20 protein-coding genes are annotated in these 22,533 nt (G+C 68.0%); 13 read left to right on the top strand and 7 right to left on the bottom strand.

What is annotated here, in order from left to right; genetic code table 11:
- Positions 1 to 7: 7 nt before the first annotated feature.
- Together AB0F17_RS38075 and AB0F17_RS38070 are read left to right on the top strand one after the other, a co-directional pair.
- Positions 8 to 919: an NADP-dependent oxidoreductase gene (locus tag AB0F17_RS38075; protein WP_358033068.1), complete on the top strand. Its 912-nt coding sequence runs from the start codon at positions 8 to 10 to the stop codon at positions 917 to 919.
- A 40-nt stretch (positions 920 to 959) separates the two neighbouring features.
- Positions 960 to 2,045 carry a hypothetical protein gene (locus tag AB0F17_RS38070; RefSeq protein WP_358033066.1) on the top strand — a complete coding sequence of 362 codons (1,086 nt, stop codon included), beginning with the start codon at positions 960 to 962 and terminating at the stop codon, positions 2,043 to 2,045.
- Positions 2,046 to 2,088: 43 nt separating this feature from the next.
- Here the strand turns inward: AB0F17_RS38070 and AB0F17_RS38065 are convergent, their stop codons facing one another.
- Entirely contained in the window at positions 2,089 to 2,973 is an 885-nt protein-coding gene (locus AB0F17_RS38065) for an NAD(P)-binding domain-containing protein (RefSeq protein WP_358033063.1), read from the bottom strand.
- Between the two features lie 49 nt (positions 2,974 to 3,022).
- On the opposite strand from AB0F17_RS38065, the gene AB0F17_RS38060 reads away from it, so the two are divergent.
- Entirely contained in the window at positions 3,023 to 3,430 is a 408-nt protein-coding gene (locus tag AB0F17_RS38060; protein WP_358033060.1) for a MerR family transcriptional regulator, read from the top strand.
- A 40-nt stretch (positions 3,431 to 3,470) separates the two neighbouring features.
- Here AB0F17_RS38060 and AB0F17_RS38055 read toward each other — a convergent pair whose 3' ends face one another.
- Positions 3,471 to 4,172, bottom strand: a complete 702-nt coding sequence (locus AB0F17_RS38055) for a GntR family transcriptional regulator (RefSeq protein WP_358033058.1) — start codon at positions 4,170 to 4,172, stop codon at positions 3,471 to 3,473.
- A gap of 54 nt (positions 4,173 to 4,226) precedes the next feature.
- Here AB0F17_RS38055 and AB0F17_RS38050 point away from each other — a divergent pair, with 54 nt between their 5' ends.
- From AB0F17_RS38050 to AB0F17_RS38035, 4 genes are read left to right on the top strand one after another with little or no spacing between them, the layout of a single operon-like run.
- Positions 4,227 to 5,606 carry an alpha-L-fucosidase gene (locus AB0F17_RS38050; RefSeq protein ID WP_358033055.1) on the top strand — a complete coding sequence of 460 codons (1,380 nt, stop codon included), beginning with the start codon at positions 4,227 to 4,229 and terminating at the stop codon, positions 5,604 to 5,606.
- The gene (locus AB0F17_RS38045; protein WP_358033053.1) at positions 5,593 to 6,945 is read left to right on the top strand and encodes an extracellular solute-binding protein; all 1,353 of its coding nucleotides are present in this window, start codon (positions 5,593 to 5,595) and stop codon (positions 6,943 to 6,945) included. Before AB0F17_RS38050 ends, AB0F17_RS38045 begins: the two co-directional genes overlap by 14 nt.
- A complete protein-coding gene (locus AB0F17_RS38040) occupies positions 6,945 to 7,868 on the top strand; it encodes a sugar ABC transporter permease (RefSeq protein ID WP_358033051.1) in 924 nt (307 codons plus the stop codon). Before AB0F17_RS38045 ends, AB0F17_RS38040 begins: the two co-directional genes overlap by 1 nt.
- Positions 7,865 to 8,737 (top strand): carbohydrate ABC transporter permease, encoded by an 873-nt coding sequence (locus AB0F17_RS38035; protein WP_358033048.1) that lies wholly within the window; start codon positions 7,865 to 7,867, stop codon positions 8,735 to 8,737. Before AB0F17_RS38040 ends, AB0F17_RS38035 begins: the two co-directional genes overlap by 4 nt.
- A 70-nt stretch (positions 8,738 to 8,807) precedes the next feature.
- Here AB0F17_RS38035 and AB0F17_RS38030 read toward each other — a convergent pair whose 3' ends face one another.
- Genes AB0F17_RS38030 through AB0F17_RS38010 form a run of 5 tightly spaced genes read right to left on the bottom strand, consistent with a single transcriptional unit; the run spans position 8,808 to position 14,116 of the window.
- The gene (locus tag AB0F17_RS38030; RefSeq protein ID WP_358033046.1) at positions 8,808 to 9,980 is read right to left on the bottom strand and encodes a hypothetical protein; all 1,173 of its coding nucleotides are present in this window, start codon (positions 9,978 to 9,980) and stop codon (positions 8,808 to 8,810) included.
- Between the two features lie 27 nt (positions 9,981 to 10,007).
- Positions 10,008 to 11,093 (bottom strand): enolase C-terminal domain-like protein, encoded by a 1,086-nt coding sequence (locus AB0F17_RS38025; protein ID WP_358033043.1) that lies wholly within the window; start codon positions 11,091 to 11,093, stop codon positions 10,008 to 10,010.
- A gap of 17 nt (positions 11,094 to 11,110) precedes the next feature.
- Positions 11,111 to 11,995 carry a carbohydrate ABC transporter permease gene (locus tag AB0F17_RS38020; RefSeq protein ID WP_358033041.1) on the bottom strand — a complete coding sequence of 295 codons (885 nt, stop codon included), beginning with the start codon at positions 11,993 to 11,995 and terminating at the stop codon, positions 11,111 to 11,113.
- Positions 11,992 to 12,837 carry a sugar ABC transporter permease gene (locus AB0F17_RS38015; protein WP_358033037.1) on the bottom strand — a complete coding sequence of 282 codons (846 nt, stop codon included), beginning with the start codon at positions 12,835 to 12,837 and terminating at the stop codon, positions 11,992 to 11,994. The genes AB0F17_RS38020 and AB0F17_RS38015 overlap by 4 nt, the downstream gene beginning before the upstream one ends.
- Positions 12,824 to 14,116 (bottom strand): extracellular solute-binding protein, encoded by a 1,293-nt coding sequence (locus AB0F17_RS38010; RefSeq protein WP_358033035.1) that lies wholly within the window; start codon positions 14,114 to 14,116, stop codon positions 12,824 to 12,826. Before AB0F17_RS38010 ends, AB0F17_RS38015 begins: the two co-directional genes overlap by 14 nt.
- 107 nt (positions 14,117 to 14,223) lie before the next feature.
- Between AB0F17_RS38010 and AB0F17_RS38005 the strand changes: the two genes are divergently transcribed.
- From AB0F17_RS38005 to AB0F17_RS37980, 6 genes are all read left to right on the top strand, one after another.
- Positions 14,224 to 14,880, top strand: a complete 657-nt coding sequence (locus AB0F17_RS38005) for a GntR family transcriptional regulator (RefSeq protein WP_358033032.1) — start codon at positions 14,224 to 14,226, stop codon at positions 14,878 to 14,880.
- 298 nt (positions 14,881 to 15,178) lie between these two features.
- Positions 15,179 to 15,802: an NADPH-dependent FMN reductase gene (locus AB0F17_RS38000; RefSeq protein WP_358033028.1), complete on the top strand. Its 624-nt coding sequence runs from the start codon at positions 15,179 to 15,181 to the stop codon at positions 15,800 to 15,802.
- Between the two features lie 175 nt (positions 15,803 to 15,977).
- Positions 15,978 to 17,906 carry a hypothetical protein gene (locus AB0F17_RS37995; protein ID WP_358033025.1) on the top strand — a complete coding sequence of 643 codons (1,929 nt, stop codon included), beginning with the start codon at positions 15,978 to 15,980 and terminating at the stop codon, positions 17,904 to 17,906.
- Positions 17,903 to 19,771, top strand: coding sequence for a GTP cyclohydrolase II RibA (gene ribA, locus AB0F17_RS37990; RefSeq protein WP_358033022.1), 1,869 nt, complete (start codon positions 17,903 to 17,905; stop codon positions 19,769 to 19,771). Before AB0F17_RS37995 ends, ribA begins: the two co-directional genes overlap by 4 nt.
- Complete coding sequence (locus tag AB0F17_RS37985) at positions 19,768 to 21,471, top strand: WD40 repeat domain-containing protein (RefSeq protein WP_358033020.1); 1,704 nt, start codon at positions 19,768 to 19,770, stop codon at positions 21,469 to 21,471. Before ribA ends, AB0F17_RS37985 begins: the two co-directional genes overlap by 4 nt.
- The gene (locus AB0F17_RS37980; protein WP_358033017.1) at positions 21,468 to 22,442 is read left to right on the top strand and encodes an SUMF1/EgtB/PvdO family nonheme iron enzyme; all 975 of its coding nucleotides are present in this window, start codon (positions 21,468 to 21,470) and stop codon (positions 22,440 to 22,442) included. Before AB0F17_RS37985 ends, AB0F17_RS37980 begins: the two co-directional genes overlap by 4 nt.
- Positions 22,443 to 22,533 lie beyond the last annotated feature (91 nt).

The raw sequence follows: 22,533 nt of genomic DNA, 5'->3' as shown, positions 1-22,533 counted from the left end.
GCCGCTCATGGCCATGGCAATCGCGTTCTCCGCCTACGGCGGCCCGGACGTCCTGCATCCCATCCACATAGACCCACCCGCCGTCCAGGCCGGGCACGTCCGCGTACGGGTCAGGGCCGCAGGGGTCAACCCCGTCGACGCGAAACTCCGCCGCGGCGACTTCGCCGCCACCATTCCGGCGACCTTCCCCTGCCGCCTCGGCAACGAATACGCCGGGACCGTCGAGCACGTCGGCGAGGGCGTGACCGAGTTCGTGGTCGGCGACGAGGTTCTCGGCTCGGCCACCGCCCAGAGCTACGCGGAATACGTGGTCGCCGACGCCGCCGACGTGGTGCGCAAGCCCGCCGCCATGCCGTGGACGGCCGCCGCCGGTCTGCCCGCCGCGGGCCAGACCGCCTACACGGCGCTCCGCCAGATCGGCGTCGCCGCTGGTGAGACCGTACTCGTCCACGCCGCCGCCGGGGGCGTGGGCACCCTGGCCGTGCAGCTCGCCCGCCTCTGGGGCGCCACCGTCATCGGCACCGCGAGTGACCGCAATCACCACCATCTCCGCTCGCTCGGGGCCATCCCGGTCTCCTACGGAGACGGGCTCATCGACCGGATCCGCGCACGGGCACCCCGGGGAGTCGACGCCGCACTCGACGCGATCGGCGGCGAGGCGATCACCGCCTCTCTCGCCGTCGTGGGCGACCGGCGGCGCATCGGCACCCTCGTCGACGCCCAAGCGGTGAAAGACCACGGCATCCTCCGCGTCGGCGGCCGATCGACCGCCGCCCTGCGCGAGCTCGTCGCCCTGTACGAGCAGGGCAGCCTGCACATTCCCATCCACGCGGTCTTCCCTCTGAGCGAGGCCGCCCGAGCCCACCTTGAAGTGCAGACCGGACACGTCCGAGGCAAGATCGTGCTGACGGTCGGCTGACGGGCGGAAACGCTCGCCTGTACCGTTCTAGGCTGTGCGGGTGATCAACGTGGTGGAGTGGACCAGGTTGGAACCGTGGCGGGTCGCCCGTGCTCGTACCGATCGCGATGAGACGGTGATCGTCAAGTGGGTGGGCCCTCATGTTGATGACAGCCACACCGAGGCGTGGCGGTTACGCACGGAGGTAGCCGCGCTGCGGTTCCTGGCCGAGGATCTCCGAGTCGATCTGGCACCACGCGTGTTGGCGGAGGATCTTCTCGCGGGGCGCGTCATTCTGGAGGATCTGGCGCCGCGGGTCGCGCTGGACGGGCTGTTGCGCAGGGACGGCGTCGCCGCGCATGCCGTACGCCTGGAGGCTTTCGCTCGCGCCCGTGGCGAGCTCGGCGCGTTCACCGCCGGACGGGTGGAGCTGTATTACCGGCGGCGAGAGCGCCTGGGGCAGGTCGATCCGGAGGCTGACCGGCTTGGGCGTGTTGCCCGGCTGCGCGAAGAAGGGCTGTCGCAGGCCGAGGTGCTGGGAGTGCCGATCAGTGGGGCGGTGGAACGCGAGTTCGCCCTCGCCCTGGCGGAGTTGGCCGATCCAGGGCCGTTTCTGGCGCTGAGCAATGGCGATCCGGAATCCAACAACATTCTGGTTCGTGCGGACGGGCCGCCTGATGCGCGTCTGATCGACTTCGAGTTCGCCGGGTTCACCCATGCCCTGCACGATGCCGTCTGCCTGTATGTTCCAGGTCCGGCCTGGATGCGGGTGGCGATGTCCGCACGGCCTGCCGGTTCCACGCCGCTGCCGCAGGTCGGCGAGGTCTACCGGCGCGCTTTGGCTGCCGGGGTGCCGCAGGCCGAGGACGAGCGGCTCTATGGGATGGCTCTGGCGGCGGCGTGTGTGGCGTTCGCGCTGACCCGTCTCTGGCGTCTGCCGGTGTTGGATGGGCGTCCGACAGGTGACGGCAGCCGCGCCCAACTCGTCGCGACCCTGGAGGCGGCCGCCTCCGCCGCCCGGGAACACCATGCCCTGCCGCAGCTGGCGGGCCTGTGCCAGCGCCTGGCCGCGGCGCTACGCCGCCGCTGGCCCGATGCTGACATGGACATCGCCGCTCTGGCGCCCTATACGCCGCGCCGGCGGTGATGGGTGGGACGGACAACGAGTTGGGCAGGGTGCCGCGTGACGGTCAGTCGTTGCGGGGTTTGCCGAACTCTTCGATCAGCACGGGATACTGCTCCCCACCGTGTCCGGCGGCGATCGAGCGGTCGGCCATCGCCTTGATCAACTTCGGCAGTTCGGCGTTGACGCCCACCGCCTCGCTCTCCTCGATCAGGTGTGCCATCGCCCGCGCGTCGGTCTCCAGGGCCGACACCCCGGCCGGGAAGGAGCCGCTGTCGATCTGCTCGGCGTACCCAGGCAGCCATTCGGCCACAACGGTAGCGATCTGCCGCGCGAACGGCGCATACGTCGCGGCGTCAACGCCGGCCGTCCTGAGCAGAGCGGTGCCCTGGAGCCAGGCGTTCAGGACGCTCCACATCATGGCGAGGCCGGCCACGTCATACAGAGACGCCAGCCCATGGTCCGCACCAAGCCAGGTGGCGGTGCCGAGCGCGTCGAGCGTTGACTTGTGCGCCTCGAAGTCCGGCTGCGGCCCGCTGTGCAGAATCACCGCCTCCGTGGTCCCGATCGCCGGCGGGATGGCCATGATGGCGCCGTCCAGGTAACGGGCGCCGCGCTGCTCGGCCCATTGGGCGGCTTCCCTGGCCTGGGCCGAGTCGCCCGAGGTCAGGTTGATCAACATCTTGCCGTCCAGCTCGCTGTCGCTCGCGCCGAGCAGCTCACGCACGGCCTGGTAATCGGTGACGCAGATGATCGTCAGGGGGCTCGCCTTGAGCGCGTCGCCAACCGTTGGCGCCAGCCGTGCACCCTCGGCCACCAGCCGGTCGGCCTTGGAGGTCGTACGGTTCCATACGGTTGTGGGATGTCCGGCTTTCAGGAACGCGCCGGCGAGCGCCTGGCCCATCAGTCCGAGTCCGATGATGGTCACGGGTGTATCGGTTTTGCGGTTCATGGAAGCATCGTCAACGTTGATACCGGTGTGAAGGTCAAGTGAGGTTTCGATGCTGATCGGGGAACTGAGTCGTCGGACGGGCGTGAACGCCCATCAGTTGCGCTACTACGAAGCCCAGGGCCTGCTGGAGGCAGACCGTGGCGCGAACGGTTACCGCGAGTACGACGAGAACGCCGTGCTGCGGGTGAAGCAGATCCGGCATCTGCTCGGTGCAGGTTTGTCCTCTGAGGACATCGCCTACCTGCTGCCCTGCGCGATCGGAGAGACGCCGGAACTGCTCGGGTGTCCCGAGTTGCTGGCCGCGATGCGGTCACGGCTGCGGCGGCTGGACGACCAGATGGACAGGCTCGCCCAATCCCGCGACGCTCTTGCCGACTACATCGACGCGGCCGATCGCATGGCCGGCGAGAGCTATCCGCCCTTCGACCATGTCGACCAGGAGCCCATCCCCGCCTGAGCCGGCCGCCGCCGCCGCATTCTCCGCGGACCTGGCGGGGTCAAGCTTGGTAGGCGCTCGTCAGCCGTGACCGCGACGCCTCGAGGTGGGCGGTCATGGCGGTCGCCGCCGCCTCGGGGTCCTTGCGGCAGATGGCGTCGAGCACGGCGCGGTGCTCATCGGCGGCCTGAGTGGCGATCCCGTGGCGGAAGTAGAGGCGGTAACCATGGGTATGCGCGCGGAACCTGCGCAGCGTGTCGGCGATGAGCGGGCTGCCACTGGCCTCGGCGATCGCGTTGTGAAACAGGGCGTCCAGTTCCGCGAAGCCGCGGTACGCCTCGTAGGTGTCGCCCAGCAGCGGTGACATCATCTGCTCCAGCGACTCCCGCATGGCGGTCACCTCGGCGGCCGTGGCGTACCGTGCGGCACGCGCGGCAGCCGACGGTTCGAGGAGCAGGCGAACGTCGTACAGGTCATCAAGGGCGGCCCGGTCGAGCAGTGGGGCGACCAGATAGCCGGTGTTCGGCCGGCGGACGACGAGCCCCTCCGACTCGCAGCGCGCGAGCGCTTCGCGGACCGGCGTCTGCGACACGTCGAGTTCGCGGGCGAGCCCGTCGATCGACAGCTTCGTCCCGGGCTCCAAGTCGTGATCCATGAGCCGGGCCTTCAGCGCCTGGAAGACCGATTCGCGGACGCTGATCTTGGCCGGCTCGTCGGAACCCGAGCCGCTGGACGCGCCTGCCACCGGCGCTGAGTCACTCATCGCCCCTCCATCTGAGGCCACCGCGGACCCATCGGTACCGGACATTCACTACTCGTGGTTGACACATGCCCGAAACGCCCTGCATTCTCATGCAAATCGTATCGTATCCGATCTGGGCAAGCCCGCCCGCAGAAGGATGAGCTCGTGACCTTTCCCGACTGGTTCGGCGACGCGGGTTTCGGCCTGTTCGTGCACTGGGACCAAGCGAGTCAGCAAGGCGTGGAGATCGGCTGGCCGCTGGTCGGCCACTCGATCCTGCCGGGCCGGACAGAACCCGAAGCCGACCTGACCATCACGCAGTACCAGTCGAGCGCGGCCACGTTCGACCCGCGACGCTGGGATCCGCGAGGCGTCGCGCGGCTCGCCCGCGACGCGGGTGCCCGCTACGTGGTCTTCACCGTCCGCCATCACGCCGGGTACTCGATGTACCACACGAGGCAGTCCGAGTTCTCCATCGCGGCATCGCCGTACGGGCGGGACATCACCCGGGAGTTCTTCGACGCGCTGCGCGCCGAGGGCCTGCGCGTCGGCGTCTACTACTCGCTGCTCGACTGGAACCATCCCGACTACCCGGCGTTCACCGACGCCGATCGTCCCTACTCGCAGGACCATCACCGGCGGCCCTCGCCGGAGCAGTGGGCGCGATACCTCGACTACGTCAAGGGACAGCTCACCGAACTGCTCACCGAGTACGGGACGATCGACCTGCTGTGGTTCGACGGGGAGTGGGAACGCACCGCGGCGGAATGGCACGCCGCCGAGCTCCGTGAGCTGATCAAATCCCTGCAGCCGGACGTGATCATCAATGACCGGCTGCCGGGCCAGGGCGACTACGCGACACCCGAGCAGGGCATGCCGCGCCGGCCACCGGGCGGACCGTGGGAGCTGTGTCTCACGATGAGTGAGAGCTGGGCCTACCGCCCCGACGACCTCGACTACAAGAGCCCGCGGCTGCTCGCCTCCTACCTGAGCGAGGTCGTCTCCCGAGGCGGCAACCTCCTGCTGAACATCGGGCCGCGGGGTGACGGGTCGCTGGTGCCGACCGAGGTCGCCACGCTCAAGCAGCTCGGCAGCTGGCTCGCCAGTCACGGCGAGAGCATCGTCGGAGCCGCGCCCGCGCCGGAACGCCTCGACTTCTACGGCCCGGCCACGCAGCGCGGCAACAACATCTACCTCCACCTGCTGCTGCGGCCACAGGACGTGCTCGTCGTCAGGAACGTTCCCATCGGCTCGGTCGTCGGCGTTCGCCTGCTCGGCACCGAGCAACCGCTGCAGTACAGCGTCAACGAGGAAGTGCACAAGGCGAACGGCGCGGACGACGAGCCACTCGGCGAACTGTTCATCACCGTGCCACCACCGACCGGCGCCCTCATCGACGTGATCGCCATAGAGCTGTCAGCCCCCTGGAAGGACGTATCCCGTGCGACTCTCTAGAACTCTCAGAGCGGCCAGGCCAGCCCTCGCCGGCGTCCTGCTCGCGGCCGCCGTCGTCGCCTGCGGCACCGGCACCGGACCAGGCGGCGGCGACGGCAAGACGCTGCGGATCCAGATCCCCACCGGACCGCTGGCCAGCGCCATGCAGCAGGTCGGCAAGGACTTCGAGAAGGCCAATCCGGGCACGGTGGTCACCTTCGAGGGCGTCGACTCCGGCAGCTCCCGCGGCCCCAATGTGGCACTGCTCAGCTCGTCCGGCACCCCGGACATCGGCTACCTCCAGCGCAGCACGGGTGTCTGGTCGGCACTGCTGAAGAACAAGCAGCTGACCCCGCTGGACGACGTCTGGAAGGCCGCCGGCCTGGCGGACAAGTACTCCAAGAGCCAGGTCGACTACTACACGACCAACGGGCAGCACCACGGCGTCCTCTACGAGCAACTGCTGATCAACCCCGTCTACTACAACAAGGCGGCCTTCGCGAAGGCCGGCGTCACCGACCCGCCCGACCACCAGGTCGCCTCCGTCGCCGACTTCGAGTCCATGGTGGCCAAGGTCAAGGCCGCCGGTTACGAGGGATTCGGCGTGGGCGGTTCGAGCCCGTACGACCTGGGGCACACGCTGGACGCGCTACTGCCCACCGCGGTGTCGGCCGACGACTACGCCGCCATGCTCACCAACTTCAAGCCCGGATCCCCCACGAACGTCAAGTACACCGACCCCGGCTTCGTGAAGGTGCTCCAGACGATCCAGGACTGGCAGAAGAAGGGCATCTACCAGAACGGGATGCTCGGCATGGACACCGACCAGGCCCAGGGGTTGTTCACCAGCGGAAAACTCGCGATGCTGCAGGGCGGCAACTACAGCTACGCGAGCCTGAAGGAGGCCAAGCCGGCATTCGAGATGGGTTGGTTCCTGCTGCCCCCGCTCACCCCGGGCCGGAAGACGCCGTTCGACGCCTTCAACGGTGACACCCTGGTGGTCCCGGTCAAGGCGGCGAACCCGGATCTGGCCAAGAAGTTCCTTCAGTTCTTCATGACCGACAAGTACCAGGTCAGCGTCGTCGCCGCCACCGGTTCGCTCCCGGTGTTCAGCTCGATCCCCGCATCGAGCCTGTCGAATCTCGGCGACCTGGTGCAGCAGCAGTTCGAGCTGTCGCAGTCCGTCGGATTGGTCAACATCTGGGACTCCACCGTGCCGTCCACCCTCGGGCAGGCGTTCTCGGTGCCGGTGCTGCAGAAGCTCGTGGCCGGCAAGCTGACCCCGCAGGAGGCGGCGCAGCAGTTCCAGTCCGCGCTGGAGGATCTGCAGTCCGGCAAGGTGTCCGGGGCGTCCGACTGATGACAGCCGACAAAGTCGTTCTGGCGATGGCCGCCACCCGGCGGCCGCCGCGCCGGAGGGCACGGATCTTTCCGATCGCGGTGCTGCTCCCGGCCTTGGTGCTGCTGCTCGTGCTCGTCGCCTACCCGATCGCCGGATCCGTGCGCATCAGCCTCGGTACGTGGGACGGCGTCGGCGCGGTCGCCTACCACGGCCTGGACAACTACCGGCGGCTGCTGCACGATGCGCTGGTCTGGGAGTCCATCGGGACCAGCCTGCAGTTCTTCATCGGGACCGTGGTGTTCACGGTGACCTTCGGCTGTCTCCTGGCCAACGCGATCAGCCGGAAGGTCCCCGGCGCCCGGATCTTCAAGGTCGTCTGGTTCCTGCCGGTGATCATCCCGGTCAGCATCGCCGGCATCTTCTGGTCGAACGCCTTCCAGCCCACGACCGGTGTGGTGAACTCCCTGCTCGGCCTGATCGGGCTCGGCGACGATCACGCCTGGCTGGCGTCGTCCTCGACGGCACTGTACGCGGCGATCTTCGTAGCGGTGTGGACGCAGACCGGGTACGCGATGCTGATCCTGCTGGGCGCGATGGAAGCCATCCCCGAGGAGGTGCACGAGGCGGCCACGCTCGACGGCGTCGGAGCGGCCGGCCGGCTGTTCCGGATCACCTTGCCGAACATCGTACCGATGCTGGGCACGATCACGACGTTGACCTCGGTGTTCTCGTTCAACGCCTTCGGCATCATCTACGCGATGACCCGAGGCGGTCCAGGCAACTCCACGAGCATCCTCCCGGTGCTGGTCTACAAACAGTCCTTCGTCGACCAGGACTACGGCTACGGCTCGGCCACCGCGGTCATCACGACGCTGATCGTCGCCGTCATCGGGGTCATGGTCATGCGGATCTTCCGTCAGCAGACCTTGGACGCGCGATGAAGGCGCAGCGGCCGGCCGTACGACGACGATCGGTCTGGCGGCACGGCCCGCTCTGGTACGTCGGCTATACCCTCCTGCTGATCTGGACGGCGATCACGGTCGTGCCGTTCGTGTCGATGCTGCTGCTGTCGCTGCACTCGACCAGCGACATCTACGCCCACCCGTTGGGGCTGGGCGGCGAGTGGGTGCTGTCGAACTACGCCGACGCCTGGCGGGGCGTGGTCGGTGGCGCGCCGCTGTCGACGTACATCATCAACAGCCTGCTGGTGGCGCTCTGCAGCCTGGCCGTCGGCGTGACCTGCGGCAGTCTCGCCGGCTACGGCCTGGCCCGCGCGACCAGGGGCCTGTCGAACGCGGTCAGCCGCGTCATGGTCCTCGCCCTGAGCGTCCCGCTGGTCGTCGCGCTGATCCCGACGTTCGAGCTGCTGGGCAGGTATCAGATGCTCAACAGCGTGCCGGGCATCTCGCTGGTCTATGCGGCGTTCATGACGCCCACCATCGCCCTCATCATGCGGTCGGTGTTCGCCGCCGTACCGAGGGAACTGCTCGAAGCAGCCAAGATCGACGGTTACGGGGAGTTGGCCGCGCTGCTCCGCGTGGTCCTGCCCATCAGCAAGGGCGGTTTCGTCTCGGTCACGATGCTCGGACTCATCTTCGTGTGGAGCGAGGTCCAGTTCGGAGTCGTCCTGCTGTCCCGCCCGCAGGACCGCACGCTCTCGGTCGGCCTGCTCTCCTTCCAGGGCCAGTTCGTCAGCGACCAGGGGGCCTTCTTCGCCGGTCTTGTCATCGCGACGTTCCCGATCGTCATCCTCTTCCTGATCTTCCAGCGCTACGTCACGAGCGGCATCACCCTGGGTGCGCTCAAGTGAGACCGTCATCTCCGGCATCGGGATCGACTGGAATCCCGGTGCCGGGGATGAGGAGTGTCGATCAGCCGCTTCAGGCAAGGAGCGGGGCGAGGTGGTTGGTTCGCGTTCCCTCGGCGGAGATCAGGTAGCCGCGTAGTCGCGCCGCGATGGTGCCCAGTTCGCCGGACAGCGCGTACGCCGGGCCGTACAGAGCGGGTGGCCGGATCGCGGCGACCTGTGCGTTGAGGTTGGTGACCAGGCCGGCGCTGGTGCCGCCGTTGGGCGCGATCCGGATCGTGTAGTCCAGGATGCTGTTCGCTTCCCCACCGATGATGTGGGCGCCGGGCAGGATGCCGATGCCGGTGTCCCAGTCCATCGAGTTGCGCACGTTCTCGAAGACGGCCGAGGTGGCGTACTTCGTGCCCGGGTTCTTGGAGAAGACCACGGCCACGTTGGGCGTGGTCCTGTGCGCGCCCTCCTTGTAGACCATGGCGTAGCCGCTGGTGCCGCCGGTCGGCGTCCACGGGTAATAGGGGATGTTCTCGCCTGCCCGATACCACTCGCTCGGGTCGCCGTTGGCGTCGAGCCGCAGGGCCAGGGCGGTGAAGGCGTCGGCGGAGCGCAGGAACGGCAGCCAGTTCTCCAGGTAGAACTCGACGTTGGCGACCGTCGCCCCGGCGTTGACGACCTTGGGCAGCCGGATGACGCGGCGGATCTCCAGCGCGCCGCTGGACAGCCTGGTGTAGCGGGTGAGCTGTGGGACGGCGTCCGATCCCGCGAAGTCGGCGACGAGTTCGGCGTACCACTGCCTGTCGGCGATGGTCCACACGTCGGTGGTGGCGGAGTTGGTCCGCTCGACGCGCACCGTGCGCTGGTAGGCGCCGGGACGGGTGCCCGCCTGGTTGACGTTCCAGCGCCGGTCGAGGACGTTGGTCGCGGCTTCGACGTTCAGGCCCCACAGGACGGCCTGCATGACCCGGTCGGTCTCTTCGCCCTCGTAGGTGGGCGAGAGCAGCGGCCGGTAGCCGGTCGGGCAGTGCCGCATCTGCGGGACAGAGCCGCCACCACCGAGCCGGAAGTCGAACTGCTCCCCGCCCTTCCAGTAGTTGCGCTGCCACACGTCGGCGCCGTCGGTCAGCAGCTTCCACGACCAGCCCTTGGCCTTCGCCTGGGCGGGCGCCGCCGCCGCCGCGATCAGGGGTAGCGCGGCGGCGGTCGCCAGGACGGCACGTCTGCTCGGGCCGGTGCTCCGTTTGTCGCTCATGTCGATAATCTCCTTTGTTGGGGGGTTTCAGGAGGCGTAGGGTTCCAGCCCAGCCGGTACGGACGTGCGCTCCCATTCGGCCTCGTAGCCGATGCCAGGCGCGGTTCCCGCGTGGACGAGCCCGTCGGCGTCGACCGCTTCCTCCCTGGTGACGGGGTTGGCGGGGACGAACGACTCGTAGTAGGTGGTGTTCGGGATGGCCATGCACAGGTGGGTGTGCACGATGCCGCCGCCGTGGACCTCGGCGCGCATCCGGTAGGCGTCGGCCAGGTGCGCGATGCGCATGGCCCCGGTGATGCCGCCACGCAGGCCCGCGCTGGTGCGTACCGCGGTGGCGGAGCCGTTGGCGATGAAGTCGGCGGTGTTCATGTGGGCGCCGTCGCTGGTCTCGGCGACGATCAGCGGCACGTCCACCTTCTCGGCCAGGCGCTGGTAGGCGGTCGCGCTGAACTCGCGCATCGGCTCCTCGTACCAGAGGTATCTCGCCTCCGACAGGACTCTGCCCAGCTTGATCGAGTCGAGCAGGTCGAACCCGGCGGATCCGTCGTACATCAGCGGCACCGAGTCCCCGACGTGCTCGCGCAGGGCCGCGCACAGGGCGATGTCGCGGTCGACGTCCCCCCAGGCGTGCAGCTTGATGGCCGGATAGCCCAGTTCCAGGCACTGGTCGGCGACATCCAGGTACTCGCTGATGGTGGCGAAGGTCGCGGTGGAGGCGTACGCGGGGATGGCGGAGCGGTACCCACCGAGCAGTTCGTGCACCGGCAGCCCGGCCGCCTTGCCCGCGATGTCCCACAGCGCCACATCCACCAGACCGTGAATGTAGAGCGGCATCTCCTCGATGCGGTCCAGTTCCCAGACGCGGTGCCACAGCCATTCGCGCCGCAGCGGGTCGGCGCCCAGCAGTTCGGAGCGCAACCGCCGGTCGGCGATGTCGGCCAGGATGACGCCGCGCTGGCAGTAGGCGTAGCCGGTGTACCCGTCGTCGGTGGACAGCACGAGCCAGCCGCCGGTGTGCGCGGGCTCGGACCCCGGCAGGCCGTCGCGCCAGCGGAAGACGGGCGTGACGGCGGGCTGCGCGCACAGGACGACGTCGATAGCAGTGATCTTCACATTCACTCCGTTGGGGTTCAGTTCTTGACGGCGCCGTCGAGCAGCCCGCGCACCAGGTAGCGCTGGGCGAACAGGAAGACGAGCGCCACGGGCACCACGGTGAGCACACCTGTGATCGCTGCTTCCGGCCGATGGATGGGGAGATCGCTGCCCCCCAGTGCCGGATTGAGCGCCGGTGAGCCGGAGATGAGCACGCCGAGCCCGACTGGGAGGTTGAAGGTCTCGTCATCGCCGAGCATCACGAACGGCAGGAAGTAGTTGTTCCAGTTGCCGATGAAGGCGAAGAAGGTCAGCAGCGCGATCAGCGGCTTGCCCAGCGGCAGGGCGACCCTGCCGAACAGCGCGGCCTCCGAGCAGCCGTCGATCCTGGCCGCCTCCAGCACCTCGCGCGGCAGCATGGTGGAGAAGTAGATGAAGGCGAGGTAGACCCCGAACGGGTACAGACTGGCGGGCAGGATCACTGACCAGACGGTGCCGGCGAGCTGGACCGCGTTCACCTCCAGGAAGAGCGGGAGCACGAGCGCGGCCGGTGGCACGATCATCGCCAGCAGCGTGGCGATGAGGATGACTCGCCGCCCGGCGATCCTCGTCGCCGCCAGCGCGTACCCGGCCAGCAGGGAGGTGGTCACCGACAGCAGCACCGCGCCGCCGGTGTAGAGCGCCGAGTTGACGATCCACTGGTAGATGACGCCGTCGTTGAAGGTGGCCAGGTTCCGCCAGGCGGACAGGTAGCCGCCGAGCGAGCCGAAGGACAACGGATGCCCGCCGGTGATCTGGGCGTCGGACTTGGTCGGCGCCAGCACCAGCCACACCAGCGGCAGCGCGCAGGCCAGGGCCACCAGGCCGAGGACGACGGACACGGACATCCGCCAGACCCACGCCCCGCCGAGCCGTGCGGTCATCGGTCGATCTCCGTCTCGAAGAACCTGGCCTTGAACACCAGGAAGCAGGCGGCAACGGTGCAGACGGCCAGCAGCATCAGGCAGAGCGCGGCGGCCGCGGCGAAGTCTCCGTTGTCGAAGGCGAACAGCAGGCCGAGCTGGTTCAGCGACCACGACTTGGAGCCGGTGAAGGCGACGCCGTACAGCAGTTGCGGCTCGATGAAGATCTGCAGGCCGGCGGTGAAGGCCAGGATGACCATGTAGACCACGTACTTGGAGATCAGCGGCAACTTGATCCGCACGGCTGTCTGCCACCAGGAGCAGCCGTCCATCCTGGACGCCTCCAGCACGTCGCGCGGCACTCCCTGCAGGGCGCCGTACATGATGACCACCCATTGGCCGAACCCGGTGGCGAAGGCCATCAACGCGAAGATCACCACCAGGTACGACGGTTTCAGCACGTCGTTGCCGGTCCGCATGCCCAGGCCGTGCAGCAGTGGGGCGAAGGGGCTGAGCGCGGGCTGAAGCATGACGTACCAGAGCAGCACGCTGGCCGAGCCGGTGACCGCGCCCGGCAGCATGTAGACCAGGCGCAGCGCCGTGCCGTACAGGGGACGCTGCTCCTGGACGAACAGCGCCAGCAGCAGCACGCCGATCACCATGACCGGCAGGTACAGCGCCATGAACAGCGACACGTTGCCGACCGCGGGCAGGAAGCGGAAGTCGGCGACCGCGTGTACGTAGGCACGGGGGTCGCTCAAGGACTCGTAGAGGGCATACAGAACGGGGCCGATCCCGAAAACCGCGAGCAGGACCAGATACGGGGCCACGCACAGCCAGCCGAACAACTTACCCGACGTCATAGCCCTGGGCCTTCGCCAGGTTCACCAGCTCGGTCTGCAGCGCGTCCAGACTGGCCGCGACGGTGCCGCCGGAGCGGATCGCCGGGACCACCGTCTGGGTGAACGCCCCCTCGACGTCGTAGCGGGTGGGCTGCTGTACCGGGTTGACCTTGGCCGCCTGCTCCCGCATCACCGGGAACGGGTCGGCGGCGTAGAACGGGTCACCGGCCAGCCGCTTGGCCCACGCGTCAGCCGAGGGGCCGTAGGCAGGGTAGGTCGGCGCGCCCTTCTGGTAGCCGGCGTCGGTGGTCATCCACTGGATGATCTCGGCGGCGCCCTTCATGTTCTTGGAGTGGCGCGAGACCAGGTAAACGCCGCCGCCCGCGCTGCCGGACCAGTTGGTCGTCTCGCCGTCCCACGACGGGTACGCCGCCGCGGCGATCTGCCCGTTGGGCGTGGCGAACAGTTCCTTGGGCTTGAACAGATAGTCGCCGAGCCAGGAGGCACCGGGCAGCATGAGGACCTTGCCCTCTTTGCCCAGCTTGGCCATCTCCGGGTCGAAGAGCCCCGCCTTGGTGACCGAGCCGTTCTTGATCAGGGGGTCGAGTACGTCCGCGACCCGGGTGCACTTGGCATCCTTCAGGTCGATGTGCGCTTTGTCCGGCCCGGTCACCTGCTGGATCGGGCAGCCGCTGGACCAGAAGTAGTCGTAGTAGGTGAAGAAGCTGCCCGCGCTGCCGATGACGTACCCGGGGTGCTCCTTGGCCACTCGCTCACCCAACGCCCGGTAGTCGCTCCAGGTCTTGGGGAGCTGGTAGCCGAAGCGCTCCATGAGCGGCTTGTTGTACCACAGCACGGTCTGGGCCAGGTCGTTGCGCAGGCAGTACAGCTTGCCGCCGACCTCACAGGGCGCGTTGGCCGTACCGAAGCCCTTACGGATCTGCTGTGACACCAGCGAGTCGAGGGGCTGCGCGTAGTTCAGCTTCCCGGCGAACTGCGAGACCACGTTGGGCTGCCCCGCGAAGATGACGTCCGGCCAGCCCTTGCCGGTGCGGTTGAACAGCTGAATCTTCGTCAGCAGGCTTTGCCCGTCGTAGGTCTCGACCTTCGTCTTCAGGTTCGGGTGCGTCTTCTTGAACTGCTCGAACCCGGCCAGCCGGGTGGGGTCACTCCACACCAGCAACGTCGCGTCGCGGTCCTCGGTGATGGCCCCGCTGACGGCGGTGGGCGCGTTGGACGAACATGCGACGAGCAGGGCGCCTGCGAGGCACGCCGTTAAGGGGATGCGAAATCTGATCACAGCTGCCTCGGAAAAATCGTGTACGATGTCTTCAGTCAGATGTTGCATGCACGTTACGAAGACGTCAACCCCCATTTGCCGCTATGTTGTGAACACAGGAGGCTTGGATGACCGACACCCCCGCGCCGGCACCGGCGCTCCCCCGGCGGCAGGTGCTGGCCGACGACGTGTACGACGTGTTGCGGGAAATGCTGCTCAGCGGTCACATCCCGCATGGCAGCCGGGTCAAGATCGACGCTCTGGCGACACAGCTGAAGATCTCCAACACGCCGATCCGCCAGGCCCTGGGGCGGCTGGAGGCCGACGGCCTGGTCAGCAAGCATCCCTACCGCGGCTTCGTCGCCGCTGACCTGCCCAACGGCAAGACGATCTCCGACCTGTACGAGTGCAGGCTGCTGCTCGAACCTCCCACGGCCGCCCGCGCCGCCCAGGAGTTCCGCACGGAGGACAGGTCGTTCCTGCGCCGGCAGGTCGACGTGCCCGGCGGCGATCTCACCCTGCTGGCCAAGGCCGACGAGCTGCTGCACGGCAAACTCGCCGAGATGTCCGGGAACCTGGTCGTGGCCGAAACGCTGGAGCGGTTGTTCGTCCGTTCGCGCGCTTTCCGGATCTTCTACGCCCGGGAAGGCGCCGCCGAGCTCACCCGGGACGAGCACGAAGCCATCGTGCGGGCAGTCGTGGCGGGCGACGGCCCGGCCGCGGCGGACGCGATGACCGCCCACCTGCGGGCGGCGGGGGAGCGAATGCTCGCGGCACTTCCGTAGGACTCGGACGCCCCGCCCACAGCGCTGCCTGATCTGCCAGGCGCGGAGCGGCCTCGAACTGCTCAAGCCGATCGCGTCCCCAGACGGACGACGGTCGCCGTCCCGACCACCGTGGCCAGGACCGCCCGTCCTTCAGGTGGCCGAGCCTGGGCCTGGTGGCTGGGCTGAAAGAACTCGGCTCACATCCGCCTCCATTTCCCCAGCGGTTATTCACCCGGAACAGGGATGGAACGGAGCGGAACGCCTTAAGGGCAGGACTGCGTCGCGGGGGGATCCGCGCAATTCGCCGGGGGCTTTCATGTCTGAGTTTCGCGTCATGTTGATTTCGGGGAGCCTTCGCCAGGGGTCATTCAATTCAGCCATGATCCGCACCGCGGGGACGCTCATCGAACAGCGGGGCCTCCAAGTGTCGACCCTTGGACTGCGGGATTTCCCGCCGTACGACAGCGATGTGGAGATCGCCGGAGTGCCGGCGATGGTGCGTGCCGCCAAAAAGGCCGTGGCCGCGGTGGATGTGGTCGTGGTCAGCACACCGGAGTACAACGGCGGTCCGTCGGGGGTGCTCAAGAACGCGCTCGATTGGCTGTCCCGGCCATACCGCCGCAGCGTACTCACGGACAAGGTCTTCGGCATCGCGAGTGTGGCACCCGGGGGTCATGGCGGGCGGCTGGCTTTGACGCGACTGCGCGAGACGTTGGTTCATTGTGGCGCGCGCGTGCTGAACCCCGACCTCGCGCTGGCTTTCGACGCGGACGACCATCTTGACGACGCGGGCGAGATCAGCCATCCAGATGTCGTCGCAGAGGTCGATGGGTGGATCTCGGCCCTGTTCGGACCCGTCACCGCGAACAGCGGGACCAGGACATGTTCGCCGCTGCTCCTGGCGAACCAGACCCCCGCACCACGAGCTGGGAGGAGGTGAGGGCTCATGTTCCGCAAGCCGGTTCGCAGGTTCGCTCGTCCGATCAACTAACACTCCGGTTCCGCGCCGGCCCGGCCGTGGCTGGGCCGGCGCGGAACTCCCCTCAGCGAACGACATCGTGGATCGGATCCGCGTGGAAGCGAGATCTGCTTAGAAGCGAAAGGAAGCGCCACAAATGGAGATCACCAATCGACTCGTGCGGGTGCTGTACGTCGATGGTGTCGGGTTGGTCGTGAGCGATCTCGTCGGCAGGGTCCATCTCTTCGACGAAGACCTCAACATCGTACGTTCGTCACCCGTTGTGGGTGACTCGACCCAGACCAGCGGCCGTCCGCTCCTGACGCTGGCGGTCGCCGACCGCTGGATCATCGGGAAGGACAAGCTCGGCAACATCAGCCGGTGGGACCTCGGCACTCTCGACGTCCTCGACGTCCTGCCCGCCGCGGCCTACCGCGATCCCGACCCGCTGCTCGAGGATGAACAACCGTCGCAGACCGCCAGCCGCGGTATCGCCGTGTTCGACGGCAGGGTGTACGTCAACAACGGCTTCCGGCAGCTGGCGATCATCGACCTTGAGACGTTCAAGGTCGAGCGGGTCGTCGAATCGTTCAGCGGGGACGACCCGCTCGACTGGATCTGCGCCGAGCACCCGACCGTGCACGCCGCGTCGGACAAGACGGGCCGGGTGTACATCGGCTCGCTGGCCACCCTCGATTTCCCGACCGCACTGCAGTTGGACAGCAGCAACGTGCACCGAATCCGGTACGACGTCCGGCACGATCGCTTCTGGGCGATCCAGGACCGCGGTACGGGCGCCGGCGACGGCATCGCCAACGGCGTGATGCTGCTCGGACTGGACGGAGCGGAGCTGCAGAACATTACGTTCGCCCGCAATGACGTTGAGATGCTGACGTTCTCGCCGGACTACGACCGGGCGTACGCCGGCGGGTTCGACGGTGAGTTGCAGATCTTCGACAACACCGAGCCGGAGGCCCGGATCATCGCGACCGTGTCCGGCTTCACCCACCAGCTCGTCGACGCGACGGTCGGCGCCGACGGGTCGGTTTACCTGCTGTCTCAGGACGGCGAGCTGGTCAAGGTCGACCGGGACGGCGCCTTCCTGGCCAGGGCCGACTTCCGGCGCCAGTGCGTCTGGGACATCCAGCACTCGCTGGAGCGGACCGAGCGGCTCTACGTCGCGACCGACGACGGGGTGACGGTCGTCGACTTCACCGAGACCGCGGGCGACCTCACTCTCGACGTCGTCGCGCATCACGTCGCCGGGTTCGGCTTCACCCGCCGGGTCGTCGCTCTTCCGCACGGCTTCGCCGCGGTCACCTGGGACCGGAAGGTGTACGTGGCCGACGCGGACGGCCGGCAACGCTGGGTGCGCGACCTCCCGGCGTTCGGGCACGCCCTCGCCGTCTCCCCCGATCACCACCGGCTATTGGTGGCGAGCAACACGGGCGGGCTGGAGTTCGACCTCGCCTCCGGCGATCAGGTGGACCGGATCGAGGTCGAGGGCACACTCGGCTGGGCCTGCACCTACCTCAGCAGCGGTGAGCGGGTCCTGGCCAGCCGGGACGGACGGATCCGGGTGCACGCGGCGGACTCGCACGAGATCCGGTGGGGCCTCGACATGGGCAGCGACTACTACCCGAAGCGGATGTGGGCAACGGACACGGCCCTGTACGTGAGCGGTGGCTGGGGCATCAAGGAGATCCCGTTCGAGGCGCGGAAGATCGCGCGGCAGTGGTACGAGCTGCTGGACAACACCGTCGAGAACGGCCTGCTCGTCGACAACCTCATGGTCGCCGTCTGCTACGGCATGCAGATGGCCGCCTACGACTACCTCACCGGGGAGATCGTCGGGCTCGTCGAAGATCTCGCCGACTTCCCCAAGGGGCTGGCGGGCCTGCGGACCGCGGACGGCCGGCCTTTGGTGATCGTCGGCGGGCGCGGCGGCTACCTCGGGCTGTATCGGCTCGACATGGGCCCGAGCAAGGGCACCTTCGCCAAGGTCAAGGACGTGTACCTGCCTCGGTCCGGGGTCAGCGAGGTCGTACTGCGATCACTGGACGCCGAACGGGCTGACGCGCTGTGAGCCCGCCGGGCACCCGCCAGGCAGGCCAGGAGCCGTCACCCTGGCGGTACCGGCGGTTCGTCATGTTCGCCACCGGCAACACCGTCAACAACGTCGGAGAGGGCGTCTACACCGCGGCGCTGCCGCTGCTGGCGTTCGACCTGACCGGCTCAGTGGTGCTGATGTCGCTGCTGGCCGCGTTGGTCCCGATCGGCTTGCTGCTCGGGCCGTTGTTCGGCGTCGTGGTCGACCGGTGGGGTCCGCGGGTGCTGGTCGTGCCGGGTCTGGTGGTTCAGATCATGGCCGCATCGGCACTCAACGTGTTCGCGCTCGCCGACGGCGCGCCGATCGTCCTGCTGTTCGTCCTGGGCGGCATCATCCAACTCGCCGGTGCCGCGTACCGCGCCGGCTGGATGGCCGGCGTGCCGACCATGTTCCCGGAGTGCCCTGTCCGGTCGCGGGGAACGCTGAAGAGCCTGTTCCTCGCCACTCTGGTGATCGGTCCGCTGCTGGTCGGACTCCTGCTGCCGGTGGTCGGCTACCTGGGGCTGCTGTGGTTCAACGTCGCGACCTGTGTGGTGCCCATCCTCGTGTGGGCCATGAGGATCAAGCCTCCGCGAGTGGCGCGGCAGGCGCCGGCCGGGGCGCGGGCTCTCGGCGCGGATCTGATGGACGGCTGGCGGATCTTCCGCGCCGACCGCGCGGTCATGATCGCCACGGTGATCAAGTTCCCGCTGGTGTTCATCGGGTCGTCCGGCACGATGACGCTGGCGCTGTTCATCCTCCAGGACCGATGGGAGATCCCGGCCGACAAGGTCGGACTGATCATGACCGGCTGCGCGGTCGGCGGTCTGGCCGGCTCGCTCGCCCTGTCTCAGCGGCGCGAGTTCCGGCTGTACCCGACCCTGATCGCGGGCGCGGCCGGGCTCACCGTCGCGCTGTTCGCGATGGCGGTGCCGGTTCTGGCCGCCCTCATCATGGCCATGGTGCTGCTGACGGCGGTGAACGGGATGCTCGCCGCCTCGCTGGAGATGATGATCGTCAAGCATGTGCCTCAGGCGGGCATCGGCCGGGTCAGTGGGATCCTCCGGCTCTTGGGGGGCATTCCGGCGTTCGTCGGACCGTTGCTCGTCCCGGTCGGCGTCGCCGCGATCGGCGCTCAGCCGACGTTCGCGCTGCTGGGTGTGATCGGCCTGGCGGCGGCCGTGTGGTTGCACCGCACCCGTCTCATGTGGCGCGAGACAGCCCCTGACGCAGGCGAACGGGTAGCAGTGCGGAGCAGCGTCCTGGTCCCGCTGGCGGCAACGGAGAACGCGGCGCTCGCCACCACCATGGTCACCTTCAGCGGGCTGGTCGACGGGTTGGAGCACCTCGCGGTCCTGTTCGGCAACCCGGCCGCCCAGGACTCGCCACTTGTACGACTGCACTCCGAATGCCTGACCGGGGACGTGTTCGGCTCAGCCAGGTGCGACTGCGGACCACAGCTGCACCATTCGATCGACCTCATGCGCTCGGCCGGCGGCATCATCCTTTACCTGCGTCAGGAAGGGCGTGGCATCGGGCTGTACAACAAGATCGACGCCTACCGGCTCCAGGAACTCGGCTATGACACGTACGAGGCCAACCGGAAGCTCGGCTTCCCTGACGACCTGCGCAACTTCGGCGTCGCGGCGCAGATGCTGACGGCCATCGGCGTGAGCGAGATCCGCTTGCTCTCGAACAGCCCCGACAAAGCGGCACAGCTGGCCGCCAACGGCATCACGGTTCGCGTCGTCACACCGACCACGGCATTCGTGACCGAGGCGAACCGCGAGTACCTCCGCACCAAGATCCGGCACGCCGGACATCTGATCGATCTCGATGAAAACCTCAGGAGAAACGCGTGATCACGCACACTGCACCTATCAGTGGAATCGCGGCGTTCCAGGACCAGATGATCGCCACCGCGGGCTACGACAACCAGATCGTGCTGTGGGAGCTGCCGCAGCGCACGCCGATCAGCCGAGCGTTCCATGACCATCTGGTCAATCAGTGCTCGTTCAGCCCGGACGGCACCCGCCTGGTCACGTCGTCCAGCGACTACAGCGCCCGGCTCTGGTCCGTACCCGACCTTCGGCTGACCGCGGTGCTCGGCGACCACGACGACGACGTGGAGATGGCGGTGTTCCATCCGACCAGGCAACTGGTCGCGACCGCGTCCCGGGACAGCCTCGTGCGGGTATTCGACTTCGACGGCCGCCTCCAGCACCGGTTCGCCGGCCACACCGCTGACGTGATCTCCGTCGAATGGGCCCGCGACGGCGACGGGTTGGTGACGTCCAGCGACGACGGCACCGTCAAGCGGTGGTCCATGGCTCAGGCGGGACTTGTGGACGACATCGATCTCGGTGGGGTGGAAACCGACACGATCGTGGTCGGTGAGGACGAGATCATTTTCGCCGGCAACGACTCCGGCGAGATCCTGATGGTCAGCAACGGCACGCGGACGGTGACCAGCGCGCACAAGGCGGGCGTGAAACGACTGGTGCTCAACACCGAGCTCGGGCTGCTGGCCAGCCTGAGTTACGACCGTACGATGGCGCTGTGGCGGATCGGTGGCACCGGAGATCTGACGCGCCTGAGCACCGCCGACCTCCCCACTGATGTGTGGCCGCGGTCCGCCGCGTTCACCGGCTCGTCGCGCCTGGTGTTCGGCACCTTCGGCGCGTCGTACCGCACCTACGACTACCAGGAACACCGGTGGCTCGACGAGGACGTACCGACCACCTACGGCCTCAACGCGGCGTGCGCCCACGGGGACGCGGTGCTCTCGGTCGGCGATGCCGGCATCGTCTGGCGGACGCTCGGCGGGGTCCACGACGAGCAGTCCCGCCCCGGCAGCCTGTGCAACTTCCTCATGCCGGCAACCAGCGTCGTCATCACCGGCGGGCAGCTCGGCACGGTCTTCGACGCTCTCAGCGGGCGTCGGCTCCACCAGCATCACTCACCGCTGAACACCGCCACGATCCTCCACCGCGATGGAGCGGAGTACGTGTTGATCGGCGCCTACACGGGCGAGGGCATCCTGCTGCGCACCGGCACCGAGGGCTGGGCCGAGCAGGTCAGCACGTTCCCGATGCACGCCAACGCGATCAAGGGAGTGGCCGCGTCCGACGACGTGATCTTCTCGGTGTGCGCCGACGGCAGCGCCGCCTGGCATTCGGTCGCCACTCTCGAACTGATCCACCGTCAGCCCAGAGCGCACGACAAGATCGCCAACGGCTGTGTCCATCTGGGCGGATCCAGGTTCGTCAGTATCAGCAGGGATCTCATGCTGCGGATCTGGGACGCCGACCGCACCGTCACAGTGGTGAACACCCCGCATCGCCACTCGATCAAGTGCGTGTCCGCCGACGTGACCGGGCGGTTCGTCGCGACCGGCAGCTACGACGGTTCGATCGCGGTGTACGACCGGCAGACGGACACATGGCCCGTGACCGTCCGTCCGACCGCGTCGGGGATATCCTCCATGGCCTACGACACCAAGCGGGACGTCTTCCTGGCCAGTTCCTATGACGGCGCCGTCTACGAGGTGCCCACACCGTGACGGCGGATCTGGTGCGCAATCCCAACCACATGACCGATCGCGACGCCATGGGCCTACCGGGCCGGTTCGTCGACGGACTGCCCGCTGACCTGTTCACGGCCAATGCCGACCTGGTCGGCGCGGCACCGGCGGCGCTCGTCGGCATCGCGCACGACCGTAAGCTCCCGTTGCCACGGCGCGTTGCCGCAGCGACGATCCTCGGGCTGGTAGGTGACCCCAGAATCAGCACGTTCGAACCGCTCATGATCGACATCCCGGACGGCCGGGTGCGCCTCGGGTTGCCACCAGAGCGGGTCGGCGCCGTTGTGGACACGTGGCAGCGGGTCGGAGTCCGGGCCGAGTGGATCGAGAAGGAGTGCCCGGACCATGAGACGTACGTTGCCGCGTTCCGGCTGGCCCGGTTTCCCGTCACCAACCAGGAATACCGTGAATTCCTGGTGGACACCGGAGCCCGCTGGCTGCCGACGTCCTGGCGCTTCGGGACGTATCCACACCACCACGCCAACCATCCGGTGTGGACGGTGCCACCGGCGGCTGCCGACGCGTACGCGACATGGCTCGCGCATCGGACCGGCCGCGCGTTCCGCCTGCCCACCGAGGCCGAATGGGAGTACGCCGCCGCCGGGTACGACGGCCGGGAGTTCCCGTGGGGCGACGACTTCGACCCGACCCGGCTCAACACGATCGAAGGCGGCGTTCTCGACACCACTCCGGTCGGCGTCTTCCCCCACGGCAGGTCACCGTTCGGCGTGGACGACATGGGGGGCAATGTCGAGGAGTACGTGTCAGACCTGTACCGCCCGTACCCCGGCGGCAACGTGGTACGGGACGACTTGAAGACAGCGGCCCCCCAATACCGCATCGCCCGCGGCGGAAGCTTCACGAGATACGGAGACCTGGCCAGAACCCGGCGCCGCCACGGCTGGCTGGAAAGACCGCTCTACGCAATCGGCTTCCGATTGGCGTGTTGACCCAGAGCAATACCCGGCAAGTCGCCCGCTGGGGACGGTGCTTTCGGAGCCGCGGTCACTGCCAGGTGATGCAGGATCGAGCGCATGACGA

Source organism: Nonomuraea sp. NPDC026600 (genome assembly GCF_040638335.1).
GTDB lineage: Bacteria > Actinomycetota > Actinomycetes > Streptosporangiales > Streptosporangiaceae > Nonomuraea.
This window is presented reverse-complemented; position numbering and strand designations above follow the sequence as displayed.

Bases quoted from the DNA above. Each gene is read 5' to 3' on its own strand.
- AB0F17_RS38075 (WP_358033068.1), top strand. From the start codon at position 8: ATGGCCATGGCAATCGCGTTCTCCGCCTACGGCGGCCCGGACGTCCTG.
- AB0F17_RS38065 (WP_358033063.1), bottom strand. From the start codon at position 2,973: ATGAACCGCAAAACCGATACACCCGTGACCATCATCGGACTCGGACTG.
- AB0F17_RS38060 (WP_358033060.1), top strand. From the start codon at position 3,023: ATGCTGATCGGGGAACTGAGTCGTCGGACGGGCGTGAACGCCCATCAG.
- AB0F17_RS38055 (WP_358033058.1), bottom strand. From the start codon at position 4,172: ATGAGTGACTCAGCGCCGGTGGCAGGCGCGTCCAGCGGCTCGGGTTCC.
- AB0F17_RS38040 (WP_358033051.1), top strand. From the start codon at position 6,945: ATGACAGCCGACAAAGTCGTTCTGGCGATGGCCGCCACCCGGCGGCCG.
- AB0F17_RS38035 (WP_358033048.1), top strand. From the start codon at position 7,865: ATGAAGGCGCAGCGGCCGGCCGTACGACGACGATCGGTCTGGCGGCAC.
- AB0F17_RS38030 (WP_358033046.1), bottom strand. From the start codon at position 9,980: ATGAGCGACAAACGGAGCACCGGCCCGAGCAGACGTGCCGTCCTGGCG.
- AB0F17_RS38020 (WP_358033041.1), bottom strand. From the start codon at position 11,995: ATGACCGCACGGCTCGGCGGGGCGTGGGTCTGGCGGATGTCCGTGTCC.
- AB0F17_RS38015 (WP_358033037.1), bottom strand. From the start codon at position 12,837: ATGACGTCGGGTAAGTTGTTCGGCTGGCTGTGCGTGGCCCCGTATCTG.
- AB0F17_RS38005 (WP_358033032.1), top strand. From the start codon at position 14,224: ATGACCGACACCCCCGCGCCGGCACCGGCGCTCCCCCGGCGGCAGGTG.
- AB0F17_RS38000 (WP_358033028.1), top strand. From the start codon at position 15,179: ATGTCTGAGTTTCGCGTCATGTTGATTTCGGGGAGCCTTCGCCAGGGG.
- AB0F17_RS37995 (WP_358033025.1), top strand. From the start codon at position 15,978: ATGGAGATCACCAATCGACTCGTGCGGGTGCTGTACGTCGATGGTGTC.